Annotated in this window: 20 protein-coding genes; 8 read left to right on the forward strand and 12 right to left on the reverse strand. The window is 41.4% G+C overall.

Annotated features, from left to right (window positions below):
- Positions 1 to 153: 153 nt before the first annotated feature.
- Entirely contained in the window at positions 154 to 450 is a 297-nt protein-coding gene (locus tag H6G77_RS01715; RefSeq protein ID WP_190587988.1) for a DUF3288 family protein, read from the reverse strand.
- A 229-nt stretch (positions 451 to 679) separates the two neighbouring features.
- On the opposite strand from H6G77_RS01715, the gene H6G77_RS01720 reads away from it, so the two are divergent.
- A complete protein-coding gene (locus tag H6G77_RS01720) occupies positions 680 to 3121 on the forward strand; it encodes an ATP-dependent Clp protease ATP-binding subunit (protein ID WP_190668757.1) in 2442 nt (813 codons plus the stop codon).
- Positions 3122 to 3416: 295 nt separating this feature from the next.
- Here the strand turns inward: H6G77_RS01720 and H6G77_RS01725 are convergent, their stop codons facing one another.
- Complete coding sequence (locus H6G77_RS01725) at positions 3417 to 3572, reverse strand: hypothetical protein (protein WP_190870656.1); 156 nt, start codon at positions 3570 to 3572, stop codon at positions 3417 to 3419.
- 123 nt (positions 3573 to 3695) lie between these two features.
- On the opposite strand from H6G77_RS01725, the gene H6G77_RS01730 reads away from it, so the two are divergent.
- Positions 3696 to 7214, forward strand: coding sequence for an NB-ARC domain-containing protein (locus H6G77_RS01730; RefSeq protein ID WP_190870657.1), 3519 nt, complete (start codon positions 3696 to 3698; stop codon positions 7212 to 7214).
- A 127-nt stretch (positions 7215 to 7341) separates the two neighbouring features.
- Here the strand turns inward: H6G77_RS01730 and H6G77_RS01735 are convergent, their stop codons facing one another.
- Together H6G77_RS01735 and H6G77_RS01740 are read right to left on the reverse strand one after the other, a co-directional pair.
- Positions 7342 to 7554, reverse strand: a complete 213-nt coding sequence (locus H6G77_RS01735) for a hypothetical protein (RefSeq protein ID WP_190870658.1) — start codon at positions 7552 to 7554, stop codon at positions 7342 to 7344.
- A 113-nt stretch (positions 7555 to 7667) separates the two neighbouring features.
- Positions 7668 to 8483, reverse strand: coding sequence for a hypothetical protein (locus H6G77_RS01740; RefSeq protein WP_190870659.1), 816 nt, complete (start codon positions 8481 to 8483; stop codon positions 7668 to 7670).
- Positions 8484 to 8785: 302 nt separating this feature from the next.
- On the opposite strand from H6G77_RS01740, the gene H6G77_RS01745 reads away from it, so the two are divergent.
- Positions 8786 to 8974: a CopG family transcriptional regulator gene (locus tag H6G77_RS01745; RefSeq protein WP_313933864.1), complete on the forward strand. Its 189-nt coding sequence runs from the start codon at positions 8786 to 8788 to the stop codon at positions 8972 to 8974.
- Positions 8975 to 9054: 80 nt separating this feature from the next.
- Here the strand turns inward: H6G77_RS01745 and H6G77_RS35510 are convergent, their stop codons facing one another.
- The 3 genes from H6G77_RS35510 to H6G77_RS01755 form a co-directional block, all read right to left on the reverse strand.
- A complete protein-coding gene (locus H6G77_RS35510; protein ID WP_062289322.1) occupies positions 9055 to 9207 on the reverse strand; it encodes a CopG family transcriptional regulator in 153 nt (50 codons plus the stop codon).
- A gap of 769 nt (positions 9208 to 9976) precedes the next feature.
- Positions 9977 to 10714 carry a 2-phosphosulfolactate phosphatase family protein gene (locus tag H6G77_RS01750; RefSeq protein ID WP_190870660.1) on the reverse strand — a complete coding sequence of 246 codons (738 nt, stop codon included), beginning with the start codon at positions 10712 to 10714 and terminating at the stop codon, positions 9977 to 9979.
- A 139-nt stretch (positions 10715 to 10853) separates the two neighbouring features.
- On the reverse strand, positions 10854 to 11489 hold the full coding sequence (locus H6G77_RS01755) for a Uma2 family endonuclease (protein ID WP_190668749.1): 636 nt from the start codon (positions 11487 to 11489) through the stop codon (positions 10854 to 10856).
- Between the two features lie 201 nt (positions 11490 to 11690).
- Here H6G77_RS01755 and H6G77_RS01760 point away from each other — a divergent pair, with 201 nt between their 5' ends.
- From H6G77_RS01760 to psb35, 3 genes are all read left to right on the forward strand, one after another.
- The gene (locus H6G77_RS01760; protein ID WP_062289328.1) at positions 11691 to 12110 is read left to right on the forward strand and encodes a BlaI/MecI/CopY family transcriptional regulator; all 420 of its coding nucleotides are present in this window, start codon (positions 11691 to 11693) and stop codon (positions 12108 to 12110) included.
- Positions 12111 to 12956 carry a M56 family metallopeptidase gene (locus tag H6G77_RS01765; RefSeq protein WP_190668747.1) on the forward strand — a complete coding sequence of 282 codons (846 nt, stop codon included), beginning with the start codon at positions 12111 to 12113 and terminating at the stop codon, positions 12954 to 12956. It begins immediately after the preceding gene.
- Between the two features lie 295 nt (positions 12957 to 13251).
- The gene (gene psb35, locus H6G77_RS01770) at positions 13252 to 13479 is read left to right on the forward strand and encodes a photosystem II assembly protein Psb35 (RefSeq protein ID WP_190587996.1); all 228 of its coding nucleotides are present in this window, start codon (positions 13252 to 13254) and stop codon (positions 13477 to 13479) included.
- Between the two features lie 104 nt (positions 13480 to 13583).
- On the opposite strand, the gene H6G77_RS01775 is transcribed toward psb35, so the two are convergent.
- Together H6G77_RS01775 and H6G77_RS01780 are read right to left on the reverse strand one after the other, a co-directional pair.
- A complete protein-coding gene (locus H6G77_RS01775) occupies positions 13584 to 14006 on the reverse strand; it encodes a TerB family tellurite resistance protein (protein ID WP_190587997.1) in 423 nt (140 codons plus the stop codon).
- 57 nt (positions 14007 to 14063) lie between these two features.
- On the reverse strand, positions 14064 to 15413 hold the full coding sequence (locus H6G77_RS01780) for a 16S rRNA (cytosine(967)-C(5))-methyltransferase (RefSeq protein ID WP_190870661.1): 1350 nt from the start codon (positions 15411 to 15413) through the stop codon (positions 14064 to 14066).
- A gap of 267 nt (positions 15414 to 15680) precedes the next feature.
- Here H6G77_RS01780 and arfB point away from each other — a divergent pair, with 267 nt between their 5' ends.
- Positions 15681 to 16094 (forward strand): alternative ribosome rescue aminoacyl-tRNA hydrolase ArfB, encoded by a 414-nt coding sequence (gene arfB / locus H6G77_RS01785; protein ID WP_190870662.1) that lies wholly within the window; start codon positions 15681 to 15683, stop codon positions 16092 to 16094.
- Between the two features lie 271 nt (positions 16095 to 16365).
- On the forward strand, positions 16366 to 16815 hold the full coding sequence (locus H6G77_RS01790; RefSeq protein WP_190870663.1) for a hypothetical protein: 450 nt from the start codon (positions 16366 to 16368) through the stop codon (positions 16813 to 16815).
- 614 nt (positions 16816 to 17429) lie between these two features.
- On the opposite strand, the gene H6G77_RS01795 is transcribed toward H6G77_RS01790, so the two are convergent.
- The 3 genes from H6G77_RS01795 to H6G77_RS01805 form a co-directional block, all read right to left on the reverse strand.
- Positions 17430 to 18875, reverse strand: a complete 1446-nt coding sequence (locus H6G77_RS01795) for a glycoside hydrolase 100 family protein (RefSeq protein ID WP_190588001.1) — start codon at positions 18873 to 18875, stop codon at positions 17430 to 17432.
- Between the two features lie 777 nt (positions 18876 to 19652).
- Positions 19653 to 20828, reverse strand: a complete 1176-nt coding sequence (locus tag H6G77_RS01800) for a M20 family metallopeptidase (RefSeq protein ID WP_190588002.1) — start codon at positions 20826 to 20828, stop codon at positions 19653 to 19655.
- 366 nt (positions 20829 to 21194) lie between these two features.
- The gene (locus H6G77_RS01805) at positions 21195 to 21770 is read right to left on the reverse strand and encodes a pentapeptide repeat-containing protein (protein WP_190588003.1); all 576 of its coding nucleotides are present in this window, start codon (positions 21768 to 21770) and stop codon (positions 21195 to 21197) included.
- Between the last annotated feature and the right edge of the window lie 557 nt (positions 21771 to 22327).

Genomic DNA, 22327 nt, shown 5'->3' on the forward strand with positions numbered 1-22327 from the left:
ATCTTATTTTATTAAGTATTAGGACTTACGCAAGAACCATCTCCAATCCTCTTAACTTCGTGTCCTTTGCGCCCTTTGCGGTTCGTTTTTTCATGATTTTGCGTAAGTCCTGAGTATTACAGATTAATATTTCTCGAAATAGATAACAAAGGATTAGTTCCAATCTTGTTCTTCTTTCTTACCGCGACTTTTGTAAATCCCCCCTACGTCGTGGATTTGGCGGGTTTTAGCGAAGAGTTCTGCTTCAGTTAACCCCCATTGTTGTAAAACTTTATCTAGGTCTTTTTGGATGTCCCGTGCGCCGGGAAAGCCCTGATAACGGATGCGTAACCGGGCTAATTCTGCCAAATTATAGTCTGTTGCCTCTTGAGCGAGTAGAATATCAATAAAGGGGCGATCGCGGTTGTAAAGTGGATGTTGTTGATCTTTACTTCCGTGCTGTTCTGCCATAGTTTATACCTTTAGTCGGATTCTTAATTCATTCTGAGTCTAGAGTTGAGATTCCGTCCAACGCCAGATAATAGAAGATGAGGGCAAACACACCTTTACGCTTACGGCTCTCACCACTGCCAGTCAATCATAAATAAAGATACATTGTCTTTAAGAAAATAGAAAAAGTTTTAACGAGGGTGAACCTCAATCACCCCCAGTCCAAGCAGCAAGGGAGCAAGAACCCGCTATGTTTGAACACTTCACTTCCGAAGCCATTAAAGTCATCATGTTAGCTCAGGAGGAAGCACGTCGTCTGGGACACAACTTCGTAGGAACTGAACAAATTCTCCTGGGTTTAATCGGAGAAGGAACGGGAGTTGCTGCCAAAGTGCTGAGTGAGTTGGGCGTTACCCTCAAAGAAGCACGACGGGAAGTTGAAAAAATTATTGGTAGAGGTTCTGGCTTTGTACCGCCAGAAATTCCTTTTACACCAAAAGTCAAAAACCTCTTCGAGCAATCGTTTAAAGAAGCTCACAGTCTAGGACATAACTACATCAACACTGAACACTTGCTGTTAGGTTTAACAGAAGCAGGTGAAGGTGTTGCAGCTAAAGTATTGCAAAATCTGGGGGTTGACCTCAGACTCATCCGCACTACTGTCTTACGTCGTTTAGGTGAAGATGGCAATGTAGCTGTAGGTGGTAGTAGTCCCCGCCGCAACCAACAAGCACTCACCCTAGAAGAGTTCGGCAGAAATCTCAGCAAACTCGCCCAAGAAGGCAAGCTAGACCCTGTAGTTGGTCGGGAAAAAGAAATTGAGCGTGCCATTCAAATTCTCGGTCGCCGCACGAAAAACAATCCTGTGTTGATTGGTGAACCAGGAGTGGGAAAAACTGCGATCGCAGAAGGTTTAGCACAACGTATTGCTAACCAAGATGTTCCTGAACAGTTGTTGAATAAACAAGTAATTAGCCTTGATATGGGCTTATTAGTGGCAGGAACTCGCTTCCGTGGTGATTTTGAAGAACGCCTGAAAAAAATCATGGACGAAATCCGCTCTGTCGGTAACATCGTCCTAGTAATTGACGAAATTCATACCCTTGTGGGTGCTGGTGGCACAGAAGGCGGCTTAGATGCAGCCAATATCCTCAAACCAGCTTTAGCACGCGGTGAACTCCAATGTATCGGTGCAACCACCCTGGATGAATACCGCAAGCACATCGAACGTGATGCCGCTTTAGAACGCCGTTTTCAACCAATTTTGGTCGGTGAACCTTCTGTGGAAGAAACCATCCAAATTCTTTACGGTTTGCGCGGTGCTTACGAACAACATCACAAAGTCGAAATTTCCGATGCGGCGGTATTAGCAGCAGCCCAGTTGTCAGATCGTTATATTAGCGATCGCTTCCTGCCCGATAAAGCCATAGACTTAATTGACGAAGCTGGTTCCCGTGTCCGGTTGCGGAACTCCCAAATTTCCGCTAACAAAGAACTCAAGCGTCAACTAACCAGTATCACCAAAGCGAAACATGAAGCCGTCAGACTTCAAGACTTCGATAAAGCAGGCGAACTGCGCGACCAAGAATTAGAACTGGAAGCGCAAATTCACCAAGACCAAAATATTCCTCAGCCCATTGTTGACGAAGAAGACATTGCTCAAATCGTCGCCTCTTGGACTGGTGTCCCAGTCAACAAACTCACCGAATCTGAGTCAGAGTTGCTGTTACACCTGGAAGACACCCTGCATCAACGCTTAATCGGTCAAGAACAAGCAGTTACCTCTGTATCTCGCGCCATCCGTCGGGCTAGAGTTGGGTTAAAGAGTCCCAAGCGTCCAATAGCCAGTTTTATCTTTTCCGGCCCCACAGGCGTTGGTAAAACAGAACTAGCCAAAGCTTTAGCTTCCTACTTCTTCGGTGCAGAAGAAGCGATGATTCGCTTAGATATGTCCGAATTCATGGAAAGCCATACCGTATCTAAGTTGATTGGTTCGCCTCCTGGTTACGTCGGCTACGATGAAGGCGGTCAACTTACCGAAGCCGTGCGGCGCAGACCCTACACAGTGCTGTTGTTCGACGAAATCGAAAAAGCGCACCCCGATGTCTTCAATATGCTGCTGCAAATCTTAGATGACGGTCATCTAACTGATGCCAAAGGTCGGAAAGTTGACTTCAAGAACACTTTGATCATCTTGACTTCTAACATCGGTTCTAAGGTGATTGAAAAAGGTGGCGGTGGTTTAGGTTTTGAATTTGATAATCAAGCCGAAGCCAGCTATCACCGCATTCGTAACTTAGTAAATGAGGAACTCAAAACTTACTTCCGTCCCGAATTCCTCAACAGAGTTGATGAAATTATTGTCTTCACTCAGTTGAGTAAGGATGAAGTCAAGCAAATTGCTGAGATTATGCTGCGTGAGGTTGCTAATCGCTTGACAGAAAAAGGTATCACCTTGCAAGTGACAGACGCATTTAAAGAATTGGTCGTCAATGAAGGTTATAACCCCAGTTATGGTGCTAGACCTTTACGCAGGGCAATTATGCGCCTGTTAGAAGATTCTTTAGCGGAAGCACTACTAGCCGGCGAAATTGGCAATGGTGACACAGCAATTGTCGATGTCGATGATGATGGACAAGTGAAAGTCCGTAAATCAGATACACGAGAATTACTTTTGGCAAACGCTCGTTAATCTTTAATCATCTAATAGCTTGACACTTGAAAATCCCTTGGGAAATCAACCAAGGGATTTTTGCAATTGATACTAACTGAATCAAATTAAAAGTAATGCTCCAAGATTTTCTTAGTGAGTATTGACCTGGTATATGCTAAGATACAGCCGAAATTACGTTTAATTTACTTACTGGTGTATATAAATAATTCCGCATAAACCATAGCTTTTGAATTGTCTTTTGATACATTCAGAATAATTTGCCACTATTTCCAGATCAGTCCGTTTTATTCAAGATCATAAAACTGGCATATTCTCAGAATCTTCCAGCCAAGATTGTGTGTATAAATTTAGAATCATCACATTCGTAAGAATTCAGGAGCCGCAAAGCCGACGACAGTCGCACGCCACTTGCTACAACTTTGGCAAACAAAGCAACGCGCTGTCTTCCCAACGCACTACCGACGCTCATACGTCACTAGCACTGCGCTAACACGACGGCACATTTTCCTCCTGAGTGCTGACTTCTTAGTAACATTCTTTTTTTAAAGCCAAAAATATCAGGGATAAGTGATAGTTATTATAGTTTTAATACATGGTTTTACAGAATTGGAGACGTAAGCGTGGTGTTGCACTTACTACTAGAGGTTTACAAAAACTTCAGGAGGCAAAACGTAAGTCAGAAGCACAAGAAAATTTTGGCAATAGCTACACATTAGAAGATATCAGCGAACTTTCGGGGTTACATCCTAGTACGATATCCAAAGTACTAAATCGAGAAGGTGGAGTTGATAAAAAGACTCTGGAAAAACTATTTTTAGTTTTTGATGTCAAAATCAATGAAAGTGATTATTTAAGCTCTAATACTCGTTTAGATTGGGGAGACGCAAGTTTTTTACCTGTTTTTTATGGGCGTAAAGAAGAACTGGCTGCATTAGAACAATGGATTTTAGATGAACATTGCCAATTTATCGCCTTGTTAGGGATGGGTGGTATTGGCAAAACGGCGCTGGCTGTAAAATTAGCGCAAGAAATTCGGGAAGATTTTGAATATGTAATTTGGCGATCGCTCCGCGAAGCTCCACCTGTAAAAGCTATCATCAATCAATTACTGCAATTTTTATCGGATGAGCAAGAAACAGAAGCGAACTTACCCGAAAGTTTAAGCGATCGCATCTCCAGGTTAATTGATTATCTGCGAAATCATCGCTGTCTAGTAATTCTGGACAATGCCGAATCAATATTACGTTATGGTAGTCGAGCCGGCAAATATCGGGAAGGATATGAAGGTTACGGTGAGTTGTTTAAACGTCTAGGAGAAGCGACTCACCAAAGTTGTTTAATCTTAACCAGTCGGGAAAAACCCCAAGAAATCGCATTATTAGAAGGCGAAGCTTTACCAGTCCGTTCCTTACAATTAAGTGGCTTGAAGGTAGTTGAAGGACAGGAAATTTTAAAAATCAAAGGGTTATCGGCCGCCGAAGAAGAATGGAAAGCCATGATTGAATCCTATGGTGGTAATCCCTTGGCTTTGAAAATAGTCGCTACAACCATTGAAGATGTATTTGCGGGGAATGTCAGCGAGTTTTTACAGCAAAATACCGTGGTTTTTGGCGATATTCGAGATATTTTAGACCAGCAGTTTGAGCGGTTGTCAGATTTAGAACAAGAAATTATGTACTGGTTAGCAATTAATCGTGAACCAGTGACACTCTCAGACTTGCGGGAAGATATTGTCTCGCCAGTGGCACCACAAAAATTGCTAGAGGCGGTAGAATCTTTGGTGAGGCGATCGCTAGTAGAAAAAAGCACAGCCACTTTTACCTTACAACCTGTAGTCATGGAATATGTGACTCAGGTATTAATAGAACAAGTCTGTGAGGAAATTGTCACTGATCATATTCAACTTTTGAGATGCCATGCTTTAATCAAGGCCAGTGCAAAAGACTACATCAGAGAAACGCAAATTCGCCTGATTCTGAAACCAGTCATTGATGCTTTGCTGACGGCATTAAGAAGCAAAAAAAGAATTGAAAACCAATTAACTCAAATTTTAGCCAAACTCCAAGAAGAATCACCACAGGAACCAGGTTATACAGGTGGAAATATTCTCAATTTGTTTTGTAAACTCCAGACAGATTTAACTGGTTTTGATTTCTCTCAATTAACTGTTTGGCAAGCAGACTTGCGGAATGTAAAACTACATAATGTCAATTTTCAAAACGCTGATTTAACTAAGTCTGTTTTTGCAGAAACCTTTGGCGGCATTTTATCTATTGCTTTTAGCCCTAATGGCAAACTTTTAGCAATGGGTGATACCAATGGCGAAATCCGCCTATACCAAGTTACCAATTGCAATCAAGTTCTCACCTTTCAAGGTCATACTAACTGGGTACCATCACTTTCTTTTAGCCCCGATGGCAGCATCTTAGCCAGCAGTAGTAGTGATCATACAGTGAAGTTGTGGAATTCTCATACTGGTCAATGCTTGAAAACTTTACAAGAACATGAACACGAAGTTTGGACAATTGCCTTTAGCCCAGATGGGAAAACACTAGTAACAGGTAGTAATGATCGTACTATCAAACTGTGGAATGTTAGTACTGGTGAATGCCTGCAAACATTTCATGGACATACAAGTTGGATCATTTGTGTAATTTTTACTCTGGATGGTCAAACTCTCGTGAGTGGTAGTGATGACGACACAATTCGGATGTGGGATGTCAAAACTGGTGAATGTATCAAAATTTTGCAGGGACATCGTGATGGTATTAGGTCGTTAACTCTCAGTCCTAATGGGCAGATAATTGTCAGTGGCAGTGATGACCAGACAGTGAAGTTATGGAATATAGACACGGGTGAATGTATTAAAACCTTACAAGGACATCATGCTGCTGTCTGGTCTGTTGCTATTCATCCCCAAGCTCATCTCATCGCTAGTGGTAGCCTCGACCATACAGTGAGATTATGGGATTTAACTACAGGTCAATGCTTAAAAACTCTTCATGGGCATTCAACCTTTGTATTTTCTGTTGTATTTAGTCCCCAAGGCGATCTCTTGGCTAGTGGTAGTGATGACCAAATGATGAAGTTATGGGATGTTACCACTGGTCAATGTCTGAAAACTCTCAGTGGATATACTAGCCAAGTACTATCAGTTGCTTACAGTCCAGATGGCCAAATGTTGGCAAGTGGCAGTGATGATCAAATAGTGAGGTTGTGGAATGTCAATACGGGTCAAGTTCTGCAAACTCTCCCAGGACATCGTGCTGCTGTTCGCTCAGTGGCTTTTTGTCCCAATGGTCATACCTTGGCTAGTGGCAGCGATGATCATACAGTTAAGTTGTGGGACATTAATACCCGTCAAGTTCTGCAAACTCTTTTAGGACACCCTGCTGTAGTTTGGTCAATAGCTTTTAGTCCAGATGGTCAAATGTTAGCCAGTGGTAGTAATGACCAAACCGTGAAGTTGTGGGATGTAAATACTGGCCAGGTTGTGCAAACTTTTATGGGGCATTGTGCTGCTGTTCAATCAGTTGCTTTCAGTCCTCAAGGTAGTCTGTTAGCTAGTGGAGCTTGGGATCAGACAGTCAAGTTATGGGATGTCAACACTGGTGAGTGCAAACAAACATTAGAGGGTCATACAAATTGGGTTTGGTCGATCGCTTTTAGTCCAAATGGCGAACTGCTGGCCAGTGCTGGTTATGATGGGACAGTCCGGTTGTGGAATGTTCGTACTGGTAATTGTTTGCACACCTTCATGGTTTGTGAAAATGGTCTAGTGAAGGCAGTTATCTTTAGTCAAGATGGCAAGATTATAGCTAGTAGTAGTCCCAATTACACAGTTAAATTATGGGATGTTGATACGGGTGAATGTCAAACCACATTACATGGACATTCAGCTTGGATTTGGTCGCTCGCCTTTAGTCCAGATAATCGAATTCTCGCTAGTAGTGGTGCTGATGAAACAATTCGACTTTGGGACATCAATACAAGCGATTGTTTAAACACTTTGAAAGCTCAAAAATTTTACGAAGGAATGAATATTAGAGGAATTACTGGTTTAACGGCGGCGACGATTGCTACGTTAAAAAGATTAGGGGCAATTGTATAGGTCAAACAACTGGAACTCATGCAACAAAAATACTTAATCAAGGTTATGGTTGTCAAAAGCCAGGTGTCAAAAATCAGCCTTTTTTGAACTGTCGACCATTGACAACCTCAACTCAAAATCTCACACACTACCAATCAGCCATAGGAATGTCGCTGGGCAATCCATGTGCTAATTCTTCAAACATGATTCTCTCTAGTTCCAAGTCTGTGTCATCTAATATTGCTAAATTATTTTCGCTGATATCAATTTGAATATTTAAAGTTTGGTGCTGTATCAGAGAATCATCTTGGGTAGAAGATGGCTGTTTGAGAATTTTGATTGTGGATGTTGCAGTTTTCATGGTTTTCTCCTTGGTAGTTGCACCGAATTCTATGTTGTTAAAAATTGCTGACAAAATTTCAGTTTTGTTTTTTAGGACGTTACAGTTGATGACTCAGATTGACCTGTACTGATTTAAAGTTTTAGTGGCTTTAAAACATTCTCAATCTCCTCATCTGTTATGTAGGCTTCTGGCGGTGGGCTAAAACGCAATAAAGCAGCTTGGTAACAAGCTTGTGCCACGCGATCGCGCTCTTGATGAGTTAGCCCTGTAATCATCGCCACCGTTTCTTTAACGTGCTGTACCTCTGTGGTGCTAATGGCACTATGTACACGTAGACAACGAGTGGCATTGATTCCTGGTGGTAGTAATGCTTCTACTTTCTGGATGTAAGCTTCTCCTATACATGTACCCAGGCGTTCTGCTGTATAGGAATAGCCTACACAATCAATTGGATCTGAATCCTCGGCGCTTTGAGCAAAATAATCCATCAATGCTTTAGCCGCAGGCGGATAAAATGCTCCGACAACAGCTTCAGCTTGATACCCCATTGAGCGAATGTCTCGCAGTGCAAGTATATCGTGACCTGCTTCTTCTCTACCTTTTTGTTCTGCCCACTGTGACAAACTCTGACGATTGGTTGCAGCAAAACGCGATCGCGCTTTTTCCATGAGTCTTGGTGTTGAATGACACAAATGGTAAAAACCAGCAAGTCGCCATACCCAACGTGTAGGAGTTAAAGCTGGTGGTCTTCGCTCAGATTTGACGGCGTGCCAAGCAGATACGATGGCACGATCTAAAAATTTCTGGGTTTTATTTAAGATATCTGCATCAATTCTTGTGGGAGTACAGGAATCACTACTATCCATCAATGGTGGTTGATCTACCAAAATACTGTGGCCTGTTTTAACCTCTACTTTGTCAGGCTCATTTAAAAATGGATTAGGCATAGTTTGTTGTATAATCTCCTATCTGCCAGTATCTTGAAGGCTACTTATGCTGTTGCGAAAAATGTGGATTTTTCAACCATAAGAAGACTTAAACCCCCCATTTATGAGAGTTTTTTACACATTTTGCCTGTATTCACTAATAAAACTGGGTTCTCAAAGGCTAATTTCTTTGCTTTTAAATTCAATTTTGGAAAAACGAAGATAAGTAAAAGCTTAACTTTAAGCTCAAAATCTTGATTTTCACTGGTCAAGATGTTGCAGTCTTGGCAATATCTTAATTAGCCTCCATACACATTGAAAAAATGATGGATAGAACAGCTGCGCTTGGATTTTCTAGTTTTCCAACCTCCAGTAAAAAACAAATAGTCAAGCAAATAACTGTGGACTTGACTCCAGACGAAGCTCAAACGCTAGAGAAATATTGTGGGCAAACAGGCCAAGCAATCTCGAATGTGATTGAGGAACTCATTCGAGGCTTACCTGTGAGCTAAGTTTTTCACTCAAACTCTTTTAATTTAGAGTTGAGAAAATTATCAAGACAACGGTTTGCAACACAGACCGAACTGCAATCCTACTCAGACCTTGTAGTAGCCAATCCGCGAATCAGTTCTCTGATGACATCTGTTGCTGGCCTTCCTGTCTGGTCACAATATTTTTCCAGGTTCTTCGCTTCGTTTAGTGCTAGGTTGATGGTTATTCGCTTGACCGCCCATTTTTTATTCATGCTATCAGTCTGGTTGTATTAGATAAAACTACGAAAATTTTCATTTATTTCGACCATTCTCTTGTCTTAACTATGCGTTTCGGCGTAATTAGACAGAGATTTTTTATCTGTTTGAAATTAGTTAAGAAAAGCATTTGTCTGCTTTCATCAGCTATCTTCAGACAAGATAAACAAGTTTATTTGCATTGCTATGAGTCTTGGTGTATAACCTGCTCATAACATCTTTGTTTTTTCCTGGTATTTAGGCCAAGTAATAAATTTCTTATTGAGAATATTACCACCCAAGTCAACTATCAGCCAAATATGATGTCATCACAAGTTGTTGTGAAACTCAGTAAGAAAATGCGACCAATTCTTGCTGTTTTATAGATTTAAAATGGCAAAATCAGCCCGAAGTAAAGATATAAGCGCAAAAGTAAGGTTGAAAATGGAAAAATTACCTACCAATCCATTTTAAATCTCTCAGAATACCTATTACGGCTGTTTTTAGTTGGGTACTGAAGTTATGCCTGAAGTATTTTAGTTAAGTTTTTTAAATAGTAAACAAATATTCTATTAAATAATTTGATAAAATATCCCCGGTATTGATACCAGGGATATTTTTAATCATTCATGAATGCAAACAAAACAAGGGTTACGTAAAGATTAAGCTTCCAGATAGATAAACAAAGATAAATTTGTTACATTTGCATCTAAAAAAATCCCCAATAATACTAAGATAACCAGCTGAAAAAACTTGGGAATGTTTTGGATGATGTTTGAGTAATGCTTAGTTGTTGCTTTTTAAAACTCCTATTTCCTGTTGCATTGGTAAAACATCCAAAATATCAGTTTGGGAGCAATATTTCAGGTCTTCATGACATTCAAGGCGTAATAATCGTTTACCGTGACTAGCATGATGAAATAATCCCAACAAGTTATCTTGCCACTGGGTGTAAAGAGCGATCGCACCAATCAATTCATCATTACCAGCTAATTGATCTGGGGAGACCTGAGTTTTTGCGAGGATACTATGAGCGATCGCACCTGCACAAACTGTATCTTCTAAAGCAAAACTCCCTTCCCAACCAGAACCAACAATCCAGACTGTTTCGGGCTGTTTTTCTAACAGAAAATCTACTATGGCAGCGCGGTTAATTAAAGCGGCTGCTAATACAGATGGAGAGTTTTGGATTCGTTGTAAAGCACGAGTACCGTTAGTCGTACTAATAAACAAGCGGCGACCATGCACTAGTTCTGGTGTACAGTCTAGGGGAGAGTTACCAAGTTCAAAGCCAGTGACTTTAGCTCCGCCACGTTCTCCTGCTCTTAAGCGTTTCTCTACTGGCCATTGTTCGCTAACTTCGATGAGCTTTTCTAAATCACTGAAGACTTGTACTGCTTCACCGCCAGCCGCTAAGACTGTGGCAATTGTACTAGTGGCTCGCAAGACATCAACTGCGATCGCGCAGTCTGGAATTTCATCTTTAGGAGTTAATTCCGGAGTGTGGTATAAGAATAACTTCACGCGCTGGATACACCTGCTCTAAATATTATTATCGAGATACATTCTAATTTGTGTTAACAACCATAATGACAATTTAAGCAATAGGAATTTTTCGGGGTTATGGCAAGACATTGGCCAATGAGGGCAAATATCCTTGACTTTAACTGTTATTTAACTGTTGTTTAAGATGGCGAATCGCCGCACTAGTATTACGTTGATAAGCAATTTGTACACACTGAGCAATGACGCTGTGCAGATCCAAGCCTGGAAAATAGCGACTCTGGGTTTGCAGTTGGTAAATACTTCCCTGTAATTGGTAAATTAATAACTGCTGTTTTTTGAATAGCCACACTTCTGGCACACGATAAGGCAGATAATCTTCCACATCGGAATAACTAGTGACATCAATTTCAATTACCAAATCAGGCGGGGGATCTTGTCGCCAGTCAATTCGCTTTTTGCCGGAAACAGCTTGCCAATTATCAATGTAAAAACAATAGTCAGGCTCAATACCGCTTTCTTCCGGTAGAGTCATCGTCACAGGGGTAAACGCATCATATTCCCTGCCATCATGATCTAAAAGTGTGACAACAATATTGGCAATCAAATGAGCATCTCGTCCATGTACAGGCAAAGGTGACATTAGTAATACTTCTCCATCACGATATTTAATGCGGGGAATTGAGCCATCTCCCCGTTGTTCACAAAGGCGCTGATACTCTTGCCAAGTAGCAGGTAGGCGCACCACAGAACCAGCAGGTAATTGAATTTTGTCAATTGAGACAAGGGCATACATAATTGCAGATCCTTTGAGTGGTAGTGAAGGACAATGATTATGAAGATTTGCGATGGTATTTTCAGAGGTGCGATCGCTTGATTGATTTAATGGAATTAGGTATGTAAAAAGCAAGGGATATATAATAACTCTACCTTGGTCAATCAAGAGGGGAATTTTGCATCAAATCTGCCAATGTAAACTCTAGGATCTAAAATCGACATGGCACCTTTACCCGATTACCGTCCAAAACAACTGTCTGTAGGCCCTTTGGAAGCAGAAATTTTAAATATTGTCTGGGAGCTTGGTTCCGCGACAGTTAAAGATGTACACGATCGCATTTTGGCTGATCCTAACCGAGAATTGGCTTATACTTCTGTCACCACAGTGCTGCGTCGGCTCACCGAAAAAGGCTGGCTGGCCTGCGATAAACAAGGAAGAGCTTTTTATTGGCGACCTTTGCTGAGTAAACAACAGGCGCAGGTGATTAAAGCTCATGATCAACTACAACGCTTTCTCGCAGTGGGTAATCCCGATGTGATTGCGGCCTTTGCTGATAGTCTGGATGAAACAGCCCAAGCGCAAATCGAAGCCATAGCCAAGCGGATTCAAGCTGCACGCCAAGCCAGGGAGGAACAATAAATGCACCTAATCATGATTTTGACGGCTGTAGCAGTTTCTTGGATATTAAGATGCTCTTGGGTGAATAGTCCGGGTAATTGGAATTTGCGCTGGCGGAAAGCTTTATTTATCTTTTTGTTTCCGCCTTTGTTGATATTTATGACTGCGATCGCTCTGCTGTGTATGGGGCCGCAAGGTAAAATGGGCGGAGTCTACACAGGCTGGTTGAGCTATGATTTAGCGTTTGTCATTCTCGGCTATTTTGCTGTTTTGTGCATAAAACTCGCCATCCAAGGTTGGCAATCTGTAGAATCTGCCCGTCATGCTCCCTTGATTAATCTTGATGGTAAATCAGCTAGGCTAATTAACACACCAACATTGTTTGCTGGTCAAATTGGTTTTTGGCAACCAGAACTAGTAGTTAGCCAAGGATTACTCCAAAATCTTTCACCTGCTCATGTTGAAAGTGTCTTAGCCCATGAGCAAGGACATCATTATTACCGCGATACATTTTGGTTTTTCTGGCTGGGTTGGGTGCGTACTTGCACCGCTTGGCTACCGAATACAGATGCGTTGTGGCAAGAATTATTAGTGTTGCGCGAACTACGTGCGGATAGTTACGCGGCTGCTCAAGTTGATCCACTGCTGTTAGCAGAATCGTTAGTGTTGGTTGTGAGTCAAACTTCTGTCCTACCGGAATCTGAAGTGTGCTGTGCCGCTTTGGGTAGTAGTTTAGGCGATCGCTTGGAACAAAGAATTGATGCTTTACTTGCACCACCAGAACCAAAATTAGCGATGAACTGGCAGTCTTGGCAAGGATTTATCTTAGCGTTTATCCCGTTATTTACTGTCTTATTTCATACATAAAGCATGGAGTTGCTTGCAGAAATAATATTTTTACTCTCACCCCAACTAGAGACGTTGTATACAACGTCTCTACAAATTTGAATATAAAGCGTTTAACACTGTCACCTGTCCCATGTCCCCTGCTACATATACAGAATTTTTTATTGATAATTTTTTTGTAACCCTTACACTGTCAAGGTTTCACGTCTTCTGTATCTGCTGAAAGAGCCACTATTTCAAACTTGGGGAGGATGTAAGTGATACTCTAGTTTTATAGTGTCTTAAGTAGTGTTGCGTAAAAAAGGAACATATACTCATGCTTATATTAATGCAGGCAGCAGATTCAGTAGCAACAGGCGGAGGTCATTTCCCCCTGGCTTTTACATTGGTTTATGTAGTTGGGTTTATTGCTGCTGTCACTATTGGTTCTATTGCTTGGTACAACTCTAAACGCCCAGTGGGTTGGGAAAGTAAAGAACGTCCCGACTTTGTACCCAAAGTAGACAAAGAAGAAACTCCCGGTATTGGTGAGCCAAAAGCATAATTGGTCAATAGTCAACAGTCAATGGTCAATGCTCAAAGTTTTAGATTGCGAAATCTAGACTTTTGACTTTTGCCTTTGGACTCTTGACTATAGACATTAGAGCATTAATTCTGTACCTCGACCCAACGACGATAAAGCGTTTGAATTTGTTTAAGCAACGCATTATGAACTGGTTGTTGGGCAGAATCTTGTTCAGCTAAGTCCTGAATTTGTGTTAGGAGTCTAGCTTCTTCGGTTGCGACTTCGCCATCGCTATAAATTAAGCCACTAATAGCTTCAATCAGACTTTCGCAATCTTCCAAGCTTGGGCGATCGCCTAAATATTCTTTCACCCAGGCGTAACACTCTTTGGGTTGCACGGGTACTAATTCGTACAACCAAGGCTTAATTTCTGGATCGGTAGCCAAACCTTTAGCTTGGGCAATTTCGCGGAGATACTGTCGTTCCTCTGGTTGAATTATCCCATCAATCCAAGCTGCTCCAATCAAGATTTTAACTAAGTTCTTTACATTGGAATCAGTAACCATTGCTGCCTCCTGTGGGAGATTGGGGCTTCCATCAAATGGTACAATCCCTGGCAGTAATCACCCTGAATCATTAGTTTTTCTTAAGCGCACCATGAAAAAGCCGTCCATATCCCAACGGTGCGGCCAGACTTTCAGCCAGCCTTGGGGTGTGGAATAAATAGAGTAGGGTGAACTAGGTTCGAGAGGCTCAATTTGCCATTGGGGATTTTCAGCCAAAAATTCCGAAATCACCGCTTCATTTTCGGCGGGGTGCAGTGTACAGGTAGCATAAACCAGCACACCACCGTTTTTGACAAAATTTGATGTGTGGGACAGTAATTGCTTTTGTAGCTGCGAAAGTTCTTGGATAGATTCTGGTGTTTGTCGCCAACGTGCATCGGCGTGGCGGTGTAAGGTTCCTAAACCCGAACATGGAGCATCTAGTAACAGGCGATCGCCAATATTGTAAAATTGCGGCAAGTTACGACTGTCGCCAGTACAAATTTCAATTGATTGCAAATTGAGTCGCCGCGCATTTTCTTGGAGTTTTCGCAATCGGGAATCAGTGCGATCGCAAGCCCAAATTTTACCTTGATCCTGCATCAACTCTGCAATGTGTGTTGTTTTCCCTCCAGGGGCGGCACAGGTATCAATCACCACTTCACCCGGTTGGGGGTCGAGTAAATGACTCACCAGTTGGGCGCTTGCATCCTGCACAACCCACCAACCTTCAGTAAACCCTGGTAAATTTTGCATCGCACCAGGACTGCTAATTAACCGTAAAGCTTGGGGTAAATTGGGGATTCTTTGAGCTAAAACTCCCGCCGATTCTAAAGCTGTGGCTACTTGCTCTAAATTGGTGCGGAGTGGGTTGATGCGTAAATCGATTGTCGGTGTTTGGTTCATCCATTCACAGAGTTTTTCGGTTTCCGCAACACCAATTTGGTCTAACCAAACTTGAATTATCCAGTCGGGTAAACTATGCAAAATCCCCAAACGTTCCACGGGGTTATCTGGTAACTGCAAAGGTTCGGGGGATTTTTCTGCAAGACGGATGTATTGACGTAACAAACCATTGACAAAACCCGTGAGTCCCGAAAAACCATTTTCCTTAGCGAGTTCCACGGTTGTATTCACTGCTGCTGAAGGGGGAATGCGTTCTTGGTAGCGGAGTTGATAAAAACCGAGATGTAGAATGGTACGTAGTTCTGGTGGTTGTTGATGAGATTTTTTCGTGGCGAGTTGGTCAATTAAAGCATCGAGGGTGCGTAATCTGCGGACACTGCCATAAACTAATTCTGTCGCTAGACGGCGATCGCTATCTGGCAATTTAAATTTTCGCAACACTCTATCTAAGGCAACATCAGCATAAGCCCCTTTGTGAACATCTCGCAAAGCAACAAAAGCTATTTGGCGGGGGTTGGTCATAAGTTTTCATTTACCCCCGTTGACTTGGCAGGGCTGTATTATTCTATCAGCATGGTATACACAAATCGAATCGCCTTAAACCAAAAACCCAGTCGGGATGACTGGGCTTTTGATGGGGTAATTTTCCCCTAGTTATTTATAGAAGTTATTTATAAGTTGCTTGACTAATAAGGACTACACCGCCTAAATTACAAATTCCAGAAAACACTAGATACACAAAGTTTAACTGCCCTACTTTCTCTGTGGCTTCGGGCGTATAGTTAAGTTATGCTGCAAATTAAGAATAAAATCATCATCCCCGATAGCGAACTCGAAATTAGCGCGATTCGTTCTCAAGGAGCAGGGGGTCAAAACGTCAACAAAGTTGCTACAGCCATTCACTTACGCTTTGACATTGAAGCTTCATCACTACCCGCTTTCTATAAACAGCAACTTCTCAAGCTCAACGACCGACGCATAACTCAAGATGGAGTTGTTGTCATCAAGGCTCAAGAACACCGTAGCCAAGAACAAAATCGGGAAGAAGCTTTGCAACGACTCAAGCAACTCATACTCAGCGCAGTTGTGCTGCCCCAAATCCGCAAACCCACCAAACCAACTCGTAGTTCTCAAAAAAAACGTCTTGACAGTAAAACTAAGCGTAGTCAAATTAAGTCAACCAGAAGGCAGGTAATTGATTAAAATCTGATGCAGCCTGGGAAAAGTGCGGATATCGCTCCTTTTTCTTCTAAGAAATTGCAGATGCAGAGCGATCGCAGTCTTAGAGACATCAATTACACTCATTAAGCTATCTGGCGTAGATATAGCAATAGTTTCCAGCTATCTTGCCCCTGGTGACAGCTTTGCTATATTTAGGCCAATTTCAGTCGAAATTACGCTAAAATTTTTTCGGAATTAAGAATTTAATTTTGACCGCTACTGATATTTGAATTTTTTAAAATAGGAAAATTCAATGGACGATAACAATTCTGTATGGCTTTCTATATGGTTGATGTATATATCAGTAATTTTTAGCTCTCTTACTCTTACGCTAACGCAGAATACTTACACACCACCAGTAGATACTTATATTGCACCACCAGTAGATACTTATATTGCACCACCAGTAGATACTTATATTGCGCCACCAGTAGATACTTATATTGCACCACCAGTAGATACTTATATTGCACCACCAGTAGATACTTATATTGCACCACCAGTAGATACTTATATTGCACCACCAGTAGATACTTATATTGCACCACCAGTAGATACTTATATTGCACCACCAGTAGATACTTATATTGCACCACCAGTAGATACTTATATTGCACCACCAGTAGATACTTATATTGCGCCACCAGTAGATACTTATATTGCGCCACCAGTAGATACTTACATTGCGCCATCTAACCCTTAAGTCAAAGCTTTTTCTTGAAGCAAGGCATCACCGTGCAGCAAGCCCGAAAAGGTATCGTCTTACAAAAATAGTCCTAGTAGTCAAGGCGCATTTTGCCGCCATACGTCGTCTGAAAATCATACTCAGACTATGTTTCAGAAAAAATTTGACTTTCATTCAACAATTAGGATTTGACAGGCCCGCTCCGCTACTTTTATTCGTACCATTTGAACCCATCTAATTTTTAGAAGCTGAAAGGGGTAAAAGTAGCGAGCCTGTCATAAGCCGCCACGCAACGCCTGAAAGCATTGTTCCGTATGGATTACAAAAATAAAATAGCTCTTTAACTCGAAATTCTCAGAAAAAGCTTGTTTTTGCAGTACCAATTGACCTTTAAGTTATTTGGCACAGACTTTTGTCACGTAGCCACAAGGGTTTCAGGCTCTAAAAAATGGGATTGTTTAATTGCTACAGCCCTTCCTAAAGTATTTTGGTACGTCAAATGCTGTCGGCATCTCAAAACCGAGGAAGTTTTCTGAAATCCTTATAATGTAAGATTTTCAGGGCTTGAATCTGCTGTATTGCGCCAGAATTCAGAATTGAATTCTGGCGACTGAATTCTTTGTTACTCAAGATTAAGAGCTAAGAGGATCTACACTGCGGATTTCAAACTCACAGGCTCTTGATACTAAATCTGGTGGTAACTTATCGAAACTTACTAGCGGTAAATGAGAAGCATCTTTAACTAATTCTTTCGCTAATAAGAAACCTGCAATTGTCCAGGTTTGATACTTTCTTGCTTGTTTACCAATTAATCGGCCTTTTTTACCATCGTAATATTCTGGCCATTCATCTTCACCAATGCGGGCTTCTGCAATGGCGATCGCTTTTTTTGCCAAACTGGTTCTATTAGTTTTCATGGCTGCTGCTGTTAACATCCACATCAGCACAGGCCAGCTACCAGCATTATGATAAGACCAAGGTATATTTTTCGGGTCACATCCAGTTACAATTCTGTACTCTTCATCTTCTATCGCTGGGAAACAGATTTTCATCGGCATATCTCCGACTAAATCGTCCCATCTTTTCTCAATCAGATTCATAATGGCTTGTGACTGTTCTTCTGTGGCTAAATCAGAAATAATCGCCATCAAGTTACCCAAGGCAAAAAAGCGTGTATCTAACTGAGATGGCCCGACATTCCCAGCCAGATAACCGCCTTTTTTGGGTAGCCATTTATCTAATTCATAATAGGGAATTGAGTCTACATAAATGTTAAATAGATTCACCGCCGCCTTGCCATATTCTTCACCTTTGAAGCGATAAATGGCATTTAAGCGATTAATATCTATCCAATAATGCTGGCGAATATGTCCGCATAAAAGTGGTAAACGATTATCAATTGCCATCACAATATCTTGATTACCTTGGCAAATTAATAACTCCCGTGCTGCCCTGAGTGCTGTGTAGAATAAAACTTGTATTTCGAGAGGATGGCCATATATACCCATCCGACGATCAATCATACAAGCACCGTCGGGAACTAACAGTGTTGGGTACATATCAAAACGATTCGCCAAACAAATTTCCATAATCAACCGAATGCCATTTTGAAATTCTGGCTGATAAGCTATGGAAAAATCTTTTGTCGCTACAACATAAGCACGCAACAAAATAATCCACCACAGACAAGAATCTACAGGTGTGACTCTGGCGATCGCATGTTCCCCAAAATCTGCCTCTAAATATTCTTCGCCATTCTCGACAACAACTTTAAAGCTGGCCGGAATTAAACCTCTCCCTGGCTTATAAGCATCTAATTGCCGTTCTTTTGGTTGTAACTTTAAAGTTTCTTCCAAAAAGTTACGCACAATATCTGTTCTACCTTTAGCAAGAAAAATTAATGCTGAAGAGACAAAATCTCGAACAAAACACTGGTCATAATTAAGTGCTTCTACAGAATTATCATAAGCGGCAACTGTACCAATCGGTCGCCCTCGATAATATAGAATCGATTTTTCTAGTGCTTCCCATGCGGCTTTTTCTGTAATTTCATCTGTTAATAAGTTCTCTATTTGCATTGTCAAACAAACTCCTTATGGGATGTATTTTTGTGGTAAATGCTCCTGATTTGCTGATTTTCTGCCATCATCATAACAAAGAGCCTTTAAGAAACGACAGAAATGTTATCTTCTTAAAGTTGATTTTTGCTGATTATAATTAACAGTTTTGTAGGAATTTAAATGCTGATTAATTTACAGCAATTCAATGATAATTTTTATGAATTGCCTGGGAAAATACTCCTGAAAATCTGGAGACAAGATATAGTCTGAGATTAATTACGTTCTTTTTCTATGTAGAACCATTTATATCAATCAAAATATATCTCGTAAGCTATTTAAAGCCTCTATTATTTTCAGTATAATTACGGATGATAATTGGGTTTTGGAAATGACAATTTTGATTTCCCCTACAAATTAATAATTTATAACCTTTTGTAAGAATCTGCAAGATAAATTGCTATAAAAATTAAGATGTCAATACCTCAAAAGAGGTATAAACACCTGACTATAGTTAGATTTATTAACTAAATAAGTACAAGAAATTGAGAAAAAATACTCAATTTTCTGCAAAATTTATATCATTAGTAGAGAACAGGTTTGAAAGCTATGGATATTTTTTAGATGAGTTTATATCCTCTAACTGCTGCAATCCTGTTCTCTATAGGACTCATATTTGATTTGGGAAAAAAATCAGTACACCCAGATCAGGCTTCTCTCCTACTCCCTATTCCCCATTCCCTACTCCCTGCGTACACAACTAGATTCAGGAATCAAACCATATTCCTATATTTGCTGTTATAGCCAATATTTATAAGCGGCATAGGCCATAGTTACCACACCTGTGATAATCGCCGACTCATCGATTTCAAATTCGGGATGGTGTAATGGGTAGTTGATGATTCGATCTTTGAAACCGACACCCAAGCGAAACATTGAACCAGGGGCGTGTTCTAAATAAACAGAAAAATCTTCCGCGCCAAGAGAAGGTTCGGGTAAAACTTGGACGCGATCGCTACTCCAGGCTTCTTCTGCGGCTGATTGTAACAACTGGGTTAAAGAATAATCATTTTGGACGCTGGGGACACCTTGACGGTAATTAACTTGATATTTTGCGCCGTAAGCATCACAGATATTCGCCACAATATTTTCAATCCAATGAGGGAGATGGGCGCGGGTTTCGGGATGGAGCGATCGCACCGTTCCCCACAACTGCACTTGATCAGCAATCACATTGGGCGCTCTACCACCCTGAATTTTCCCTATACTCAACACTACAGGGCGCAAAGGATTCTGAGTCCGGCTGATGGCTTGTTGCAAAGCTGTAATCACTTGTGAAGCAATCCAAATCGCGTCAGTTGCTTCATGGGGACGTGCGCCGTGTCCAGACTCACCAATAATCGTAATTTCTAAATCATCAGCTGCGGCTGTCAACGCTCCGTAACGTATCCCAATCGAACCTGCGGGGATAGAAGGAAAAACATGAACGCCTAAAATCGCTGAAACATCCTGCATCGCCTGATCTTGCACCATCCAATTCGCACCCTGGGCAATTTCCTCGGCGGCTTGAAATAAAAATCGCACCTTCCCGCCCAATTCATCAGCGATTTGGGACAAGATCATTGCCGTACCTAACCCGACAGTCGTATGTACATCGTGACCACAAGCGTGCATCACCCCATCTTTACGGGAAGCATAATCTAAACTTGTACGTTCTTGGATAGGTAAAGCATCCATATCAGTCCGAATCGCTAATAAACGCTCATCGGTTCCTGTACCCCGCACTTCCCCAATTACACCTGTTTTTCCCACACCTTCTTGGACATGCAACCCACTGGAAGACAGAACCCCAGCCACAAAAGCAGCTGTTTGATACTCTTGACCACTGAGTTCTGGATGAGAGTGAAGATGACGGCGAATTTCAACTAAACGGGGTGCTAGTTTTGTGGCTATCTCTTTAATACGGGTTAACATCAATCAATTTTAGTTACGAGCTTTGTTCCCATGATAAATAAGTGCTAATGAACAAAATGTTCTTTATCAAAGGGAACAGGGAATAGGGAATAGGGAATAGGGAATAGGGAATAGGGAATAGGGAATAGGGAATAGGGAATAGGGAATAGGGAATAGGGAATAGGGAATAGGGAATAGGGAATAGGGAATAGTATAGGACTTACGCAAGAACTCTCTCAAACTCTCATTCCTCCGTGTCCTCTGCGTCTCTGTGATACCCTGCGGGAAGCCGCTTGCGCGTCTACGATTTTCTGTAGCCTGTGCGTAAGTCCTGTAGTAGACAAAAATTTAAACCATCTCCACTCCCAACTCCCTACTCACCACTCCCTACCGCTTACTTTCCACTTCCTCAGACTGGGTATAACAAGTTGTCCCTGCTTTAAATTTATTACATTGCTTGGGAATTACACGCTCAGATGACCACCAGTAAGGTTTATCGGAAGTGACATCACCTGTAGTTAAAGTAGTTAGTCGGAAGTTTGCTCCGCGAAAATTAGTAAAGTATAATTTAGCACCGGATAAGTTAGCGGCTGTTAAATTAGCACCCAGAAAACCTGTAAAAGACAAATCCGCACTTTCTAAAGATGCTGAAGTTAAATTTGTACCTGTGAAAGATGCTCCAGTGAGATTGGCAGATTTCAGGATTGCACCTTCGAGATTTGCATCGGTTAAATCTGCATTGGTCAGATTCGCTTCGGATAAATTTGCTCCCTTTAAAATAGCCCCACGCAAGTTGACACCAGCTAAATTAGCTTGATTGAGGTCAGCACCACTCAAATCGCAACGAGGACAAGCACCCGATTTTCTGAACTGTTCTAGGTCTTGTTGATTCAGCCCCAAGGCTTTTTCGGTTAACCCCGTGCAAACTATTAGAGCAACAATGCTGGCAATCTGGAGTTTCATAGGTTTTACGGATATTTGTGTCTGTGATCAGTTAAACGTAGAGTTACTGTCATACTTAACATATACACATATACCGTTAACTCAGCAAATCCTAGCAATGAAGTGGTGATGAAGAAGCTATAAAAATAGTATAAATTCTGATTTTGGGACTACACAAAACCAAATTTAGGCTTTAAGATTGATTCGTAAGGAACTATACAGAACTCTCTATAGACTATCACATATTCGATCCCCCCAGCTAAAAGAAAAGTAGCTGGGGGGATATTAATTTGAGCATTTATACTGTGTTGAGTCAGTTAGTGATCATTCGGTATATCTATGTAGGGCTTACGCACAAAGGTTATTTGTGAAGAATGGGGATGAGGGTTTAAGGGTGTGAGGGTTTAAGAGTGTGAGGAAGGTGTGATGGTATAAGGGTGTAAGGGTTTTGAACATCTACACTCTTACGGGGAAGTTAAAAGAAAAGTAGGTTGGGTGGAGCGATAGCGAAACCCAACATCCTCAAGACTTTTTTGGTTTTCGTTCCTCCACCCAACCTTGTATAGGACTCATATTTG

The organism is Aulosira sp. FACHB-615, from assembly GCF_014698045.1.
Classification (GTDB): Bacteria; Cyanobacteriota; Cyanobacteriia; order Cyanobacteriales; family Nostocaceae; genus Nostoc_B.

Excerpts from the sequence above, each read along its gene's own strand:
- H6G77_RS01715 (WP_190587988.1), bottom strand. The coding sequence starts at position 450 with ATGGCAGAACAGCACGGAAGTAAAGATCAACAACATCCACTTTACAAC.
- H6G77_RS01720 (WP_190668757.1), top strand. The coding sequence starts at position 680 with ATGTTTGAACACTTCACTTCCGAAGCCATTAAAGTCATCATGTTAGCT.
- H6G77_RS01725 (WP_190870656.1), bottom strand. The coding sequence starts at position 3,572 with ATGAGCGTCGGTAGTGCGTTGGGAAGACAGCGCGTTGCTTTGTTTGCC.
- H6G77_RS01730 (WP_190870657.1), top strand. The coding sequence starts at position 3,696 with ATGGTTTTACAGAATTGGAGACGTAAGCGTGGTGTTGCACTTACTACT.
- H6G77_RS01735 (WP_190870658.1), bottom strand. The coding sequence starts at position 7,554 with ATGAAAACTGCAACATCCACAATCAAAATTCTCAAACAGCCATCTTCT.
- H6G77_RS01740 (WP_190870659.1), bottom strand. The coding sequence starts at position 8,483 with ATGCCTAATCCATTTTTAAATGAGCCTGACAAAGTAGAGGTTAAAACA.
- H6G77_RS01745 (WP_313933864.1), top strand. The coding sequence starts at position 8,786 with ATGATGGATAGAACAGCTGCGCTTGGATTTTCTAGTTTTCCAACCTCC.
- H6G77_RS35510 (WP_062289322.1), bottom strand. The coding sequence starts at position 9,207 with ATGAATAAAAAATGGGCGGTCAAGCGAATAACCATCAACCTAGCACTA.
- H6G77_RS01755 (WP_190668749.1), bottom strand. The coding sequence starts at position 11,489 with ATGTATGCCCTTGTCTCAATTGACAAAATTCAATTACCTGCTGGTTCT.
- H6G77_RS01760 (WP_062289328.1), top strand. The coding sequence starts at position 11,691 with ATGGCACCTTTACCCGATTACCGTCCAAAACAACTGTCTGTAGGCCCT.
- H6G77_RS01765 (WP_190668747.1), top strand. The coding sequence starts at position 12,111 with ATGCACCTAATCATGATTTTGACGGCTGTAGCAGTTTCTTGGATATTA.
- psb35 (WP_190587996.1), top strand. The coding sequence starts at position 13,252 with ATGCTTATATTAATGCAGGCAGCAGATTCAGTAGCAACAGGCGGAGGT.
- H6G77_RS01775 (WP_190587997.1), bottom strand. The coding sequence starts at position 14,006 with ATGGTTACTGATTCCAATGTAAAGAACTTAGTTAAAATCTTGATTGGA.
- H6G77_RS01780 (WP_190870661.1), bottom strand. The coding sequence starts at position 15,413 with ATGACCAACCCCCGCCAAATAGCTTTTGTTGCTTTGCGAGATGTTCAC.
- arfB (WP_190870662.1), top strand. The coding sequence starts at position 15,681 with ATGCTGCAAATTAAGAATAAAATCATCATCCCCGATAGCGAACTCGAA.
- H6G77_RS01790 (WP_190870663.1), top strand. The coding sequence starts at position 16,366 with ATGGACGATAACAATTCTGTATGGCTTTCTATATGGTTGATGTATATA.
- H6G77_RS01795 (WP_190588001.1), bottom strand. The coding sequence starts at position 18,875 with ATGCAAATAGAGAACTTATTAACAGATGAAATTACAGAAAAAGCCGCA.
- H6G77_RS01800 (WP_190588002.1), bottom strand. The coding sequence starts at position 20,828 with ATGTTAACCCGTATTAAAGAGATAGCCACAAAACTAGCACCCCGTTTA.
- H6G77_RS01805 (WP_190588003.1), bottom strand. The coding sequence starts at position 21,770 with ATGAAACTCCAGATTGCCAGCATTGTTGCTCTAATAGTTTGCACGGGG.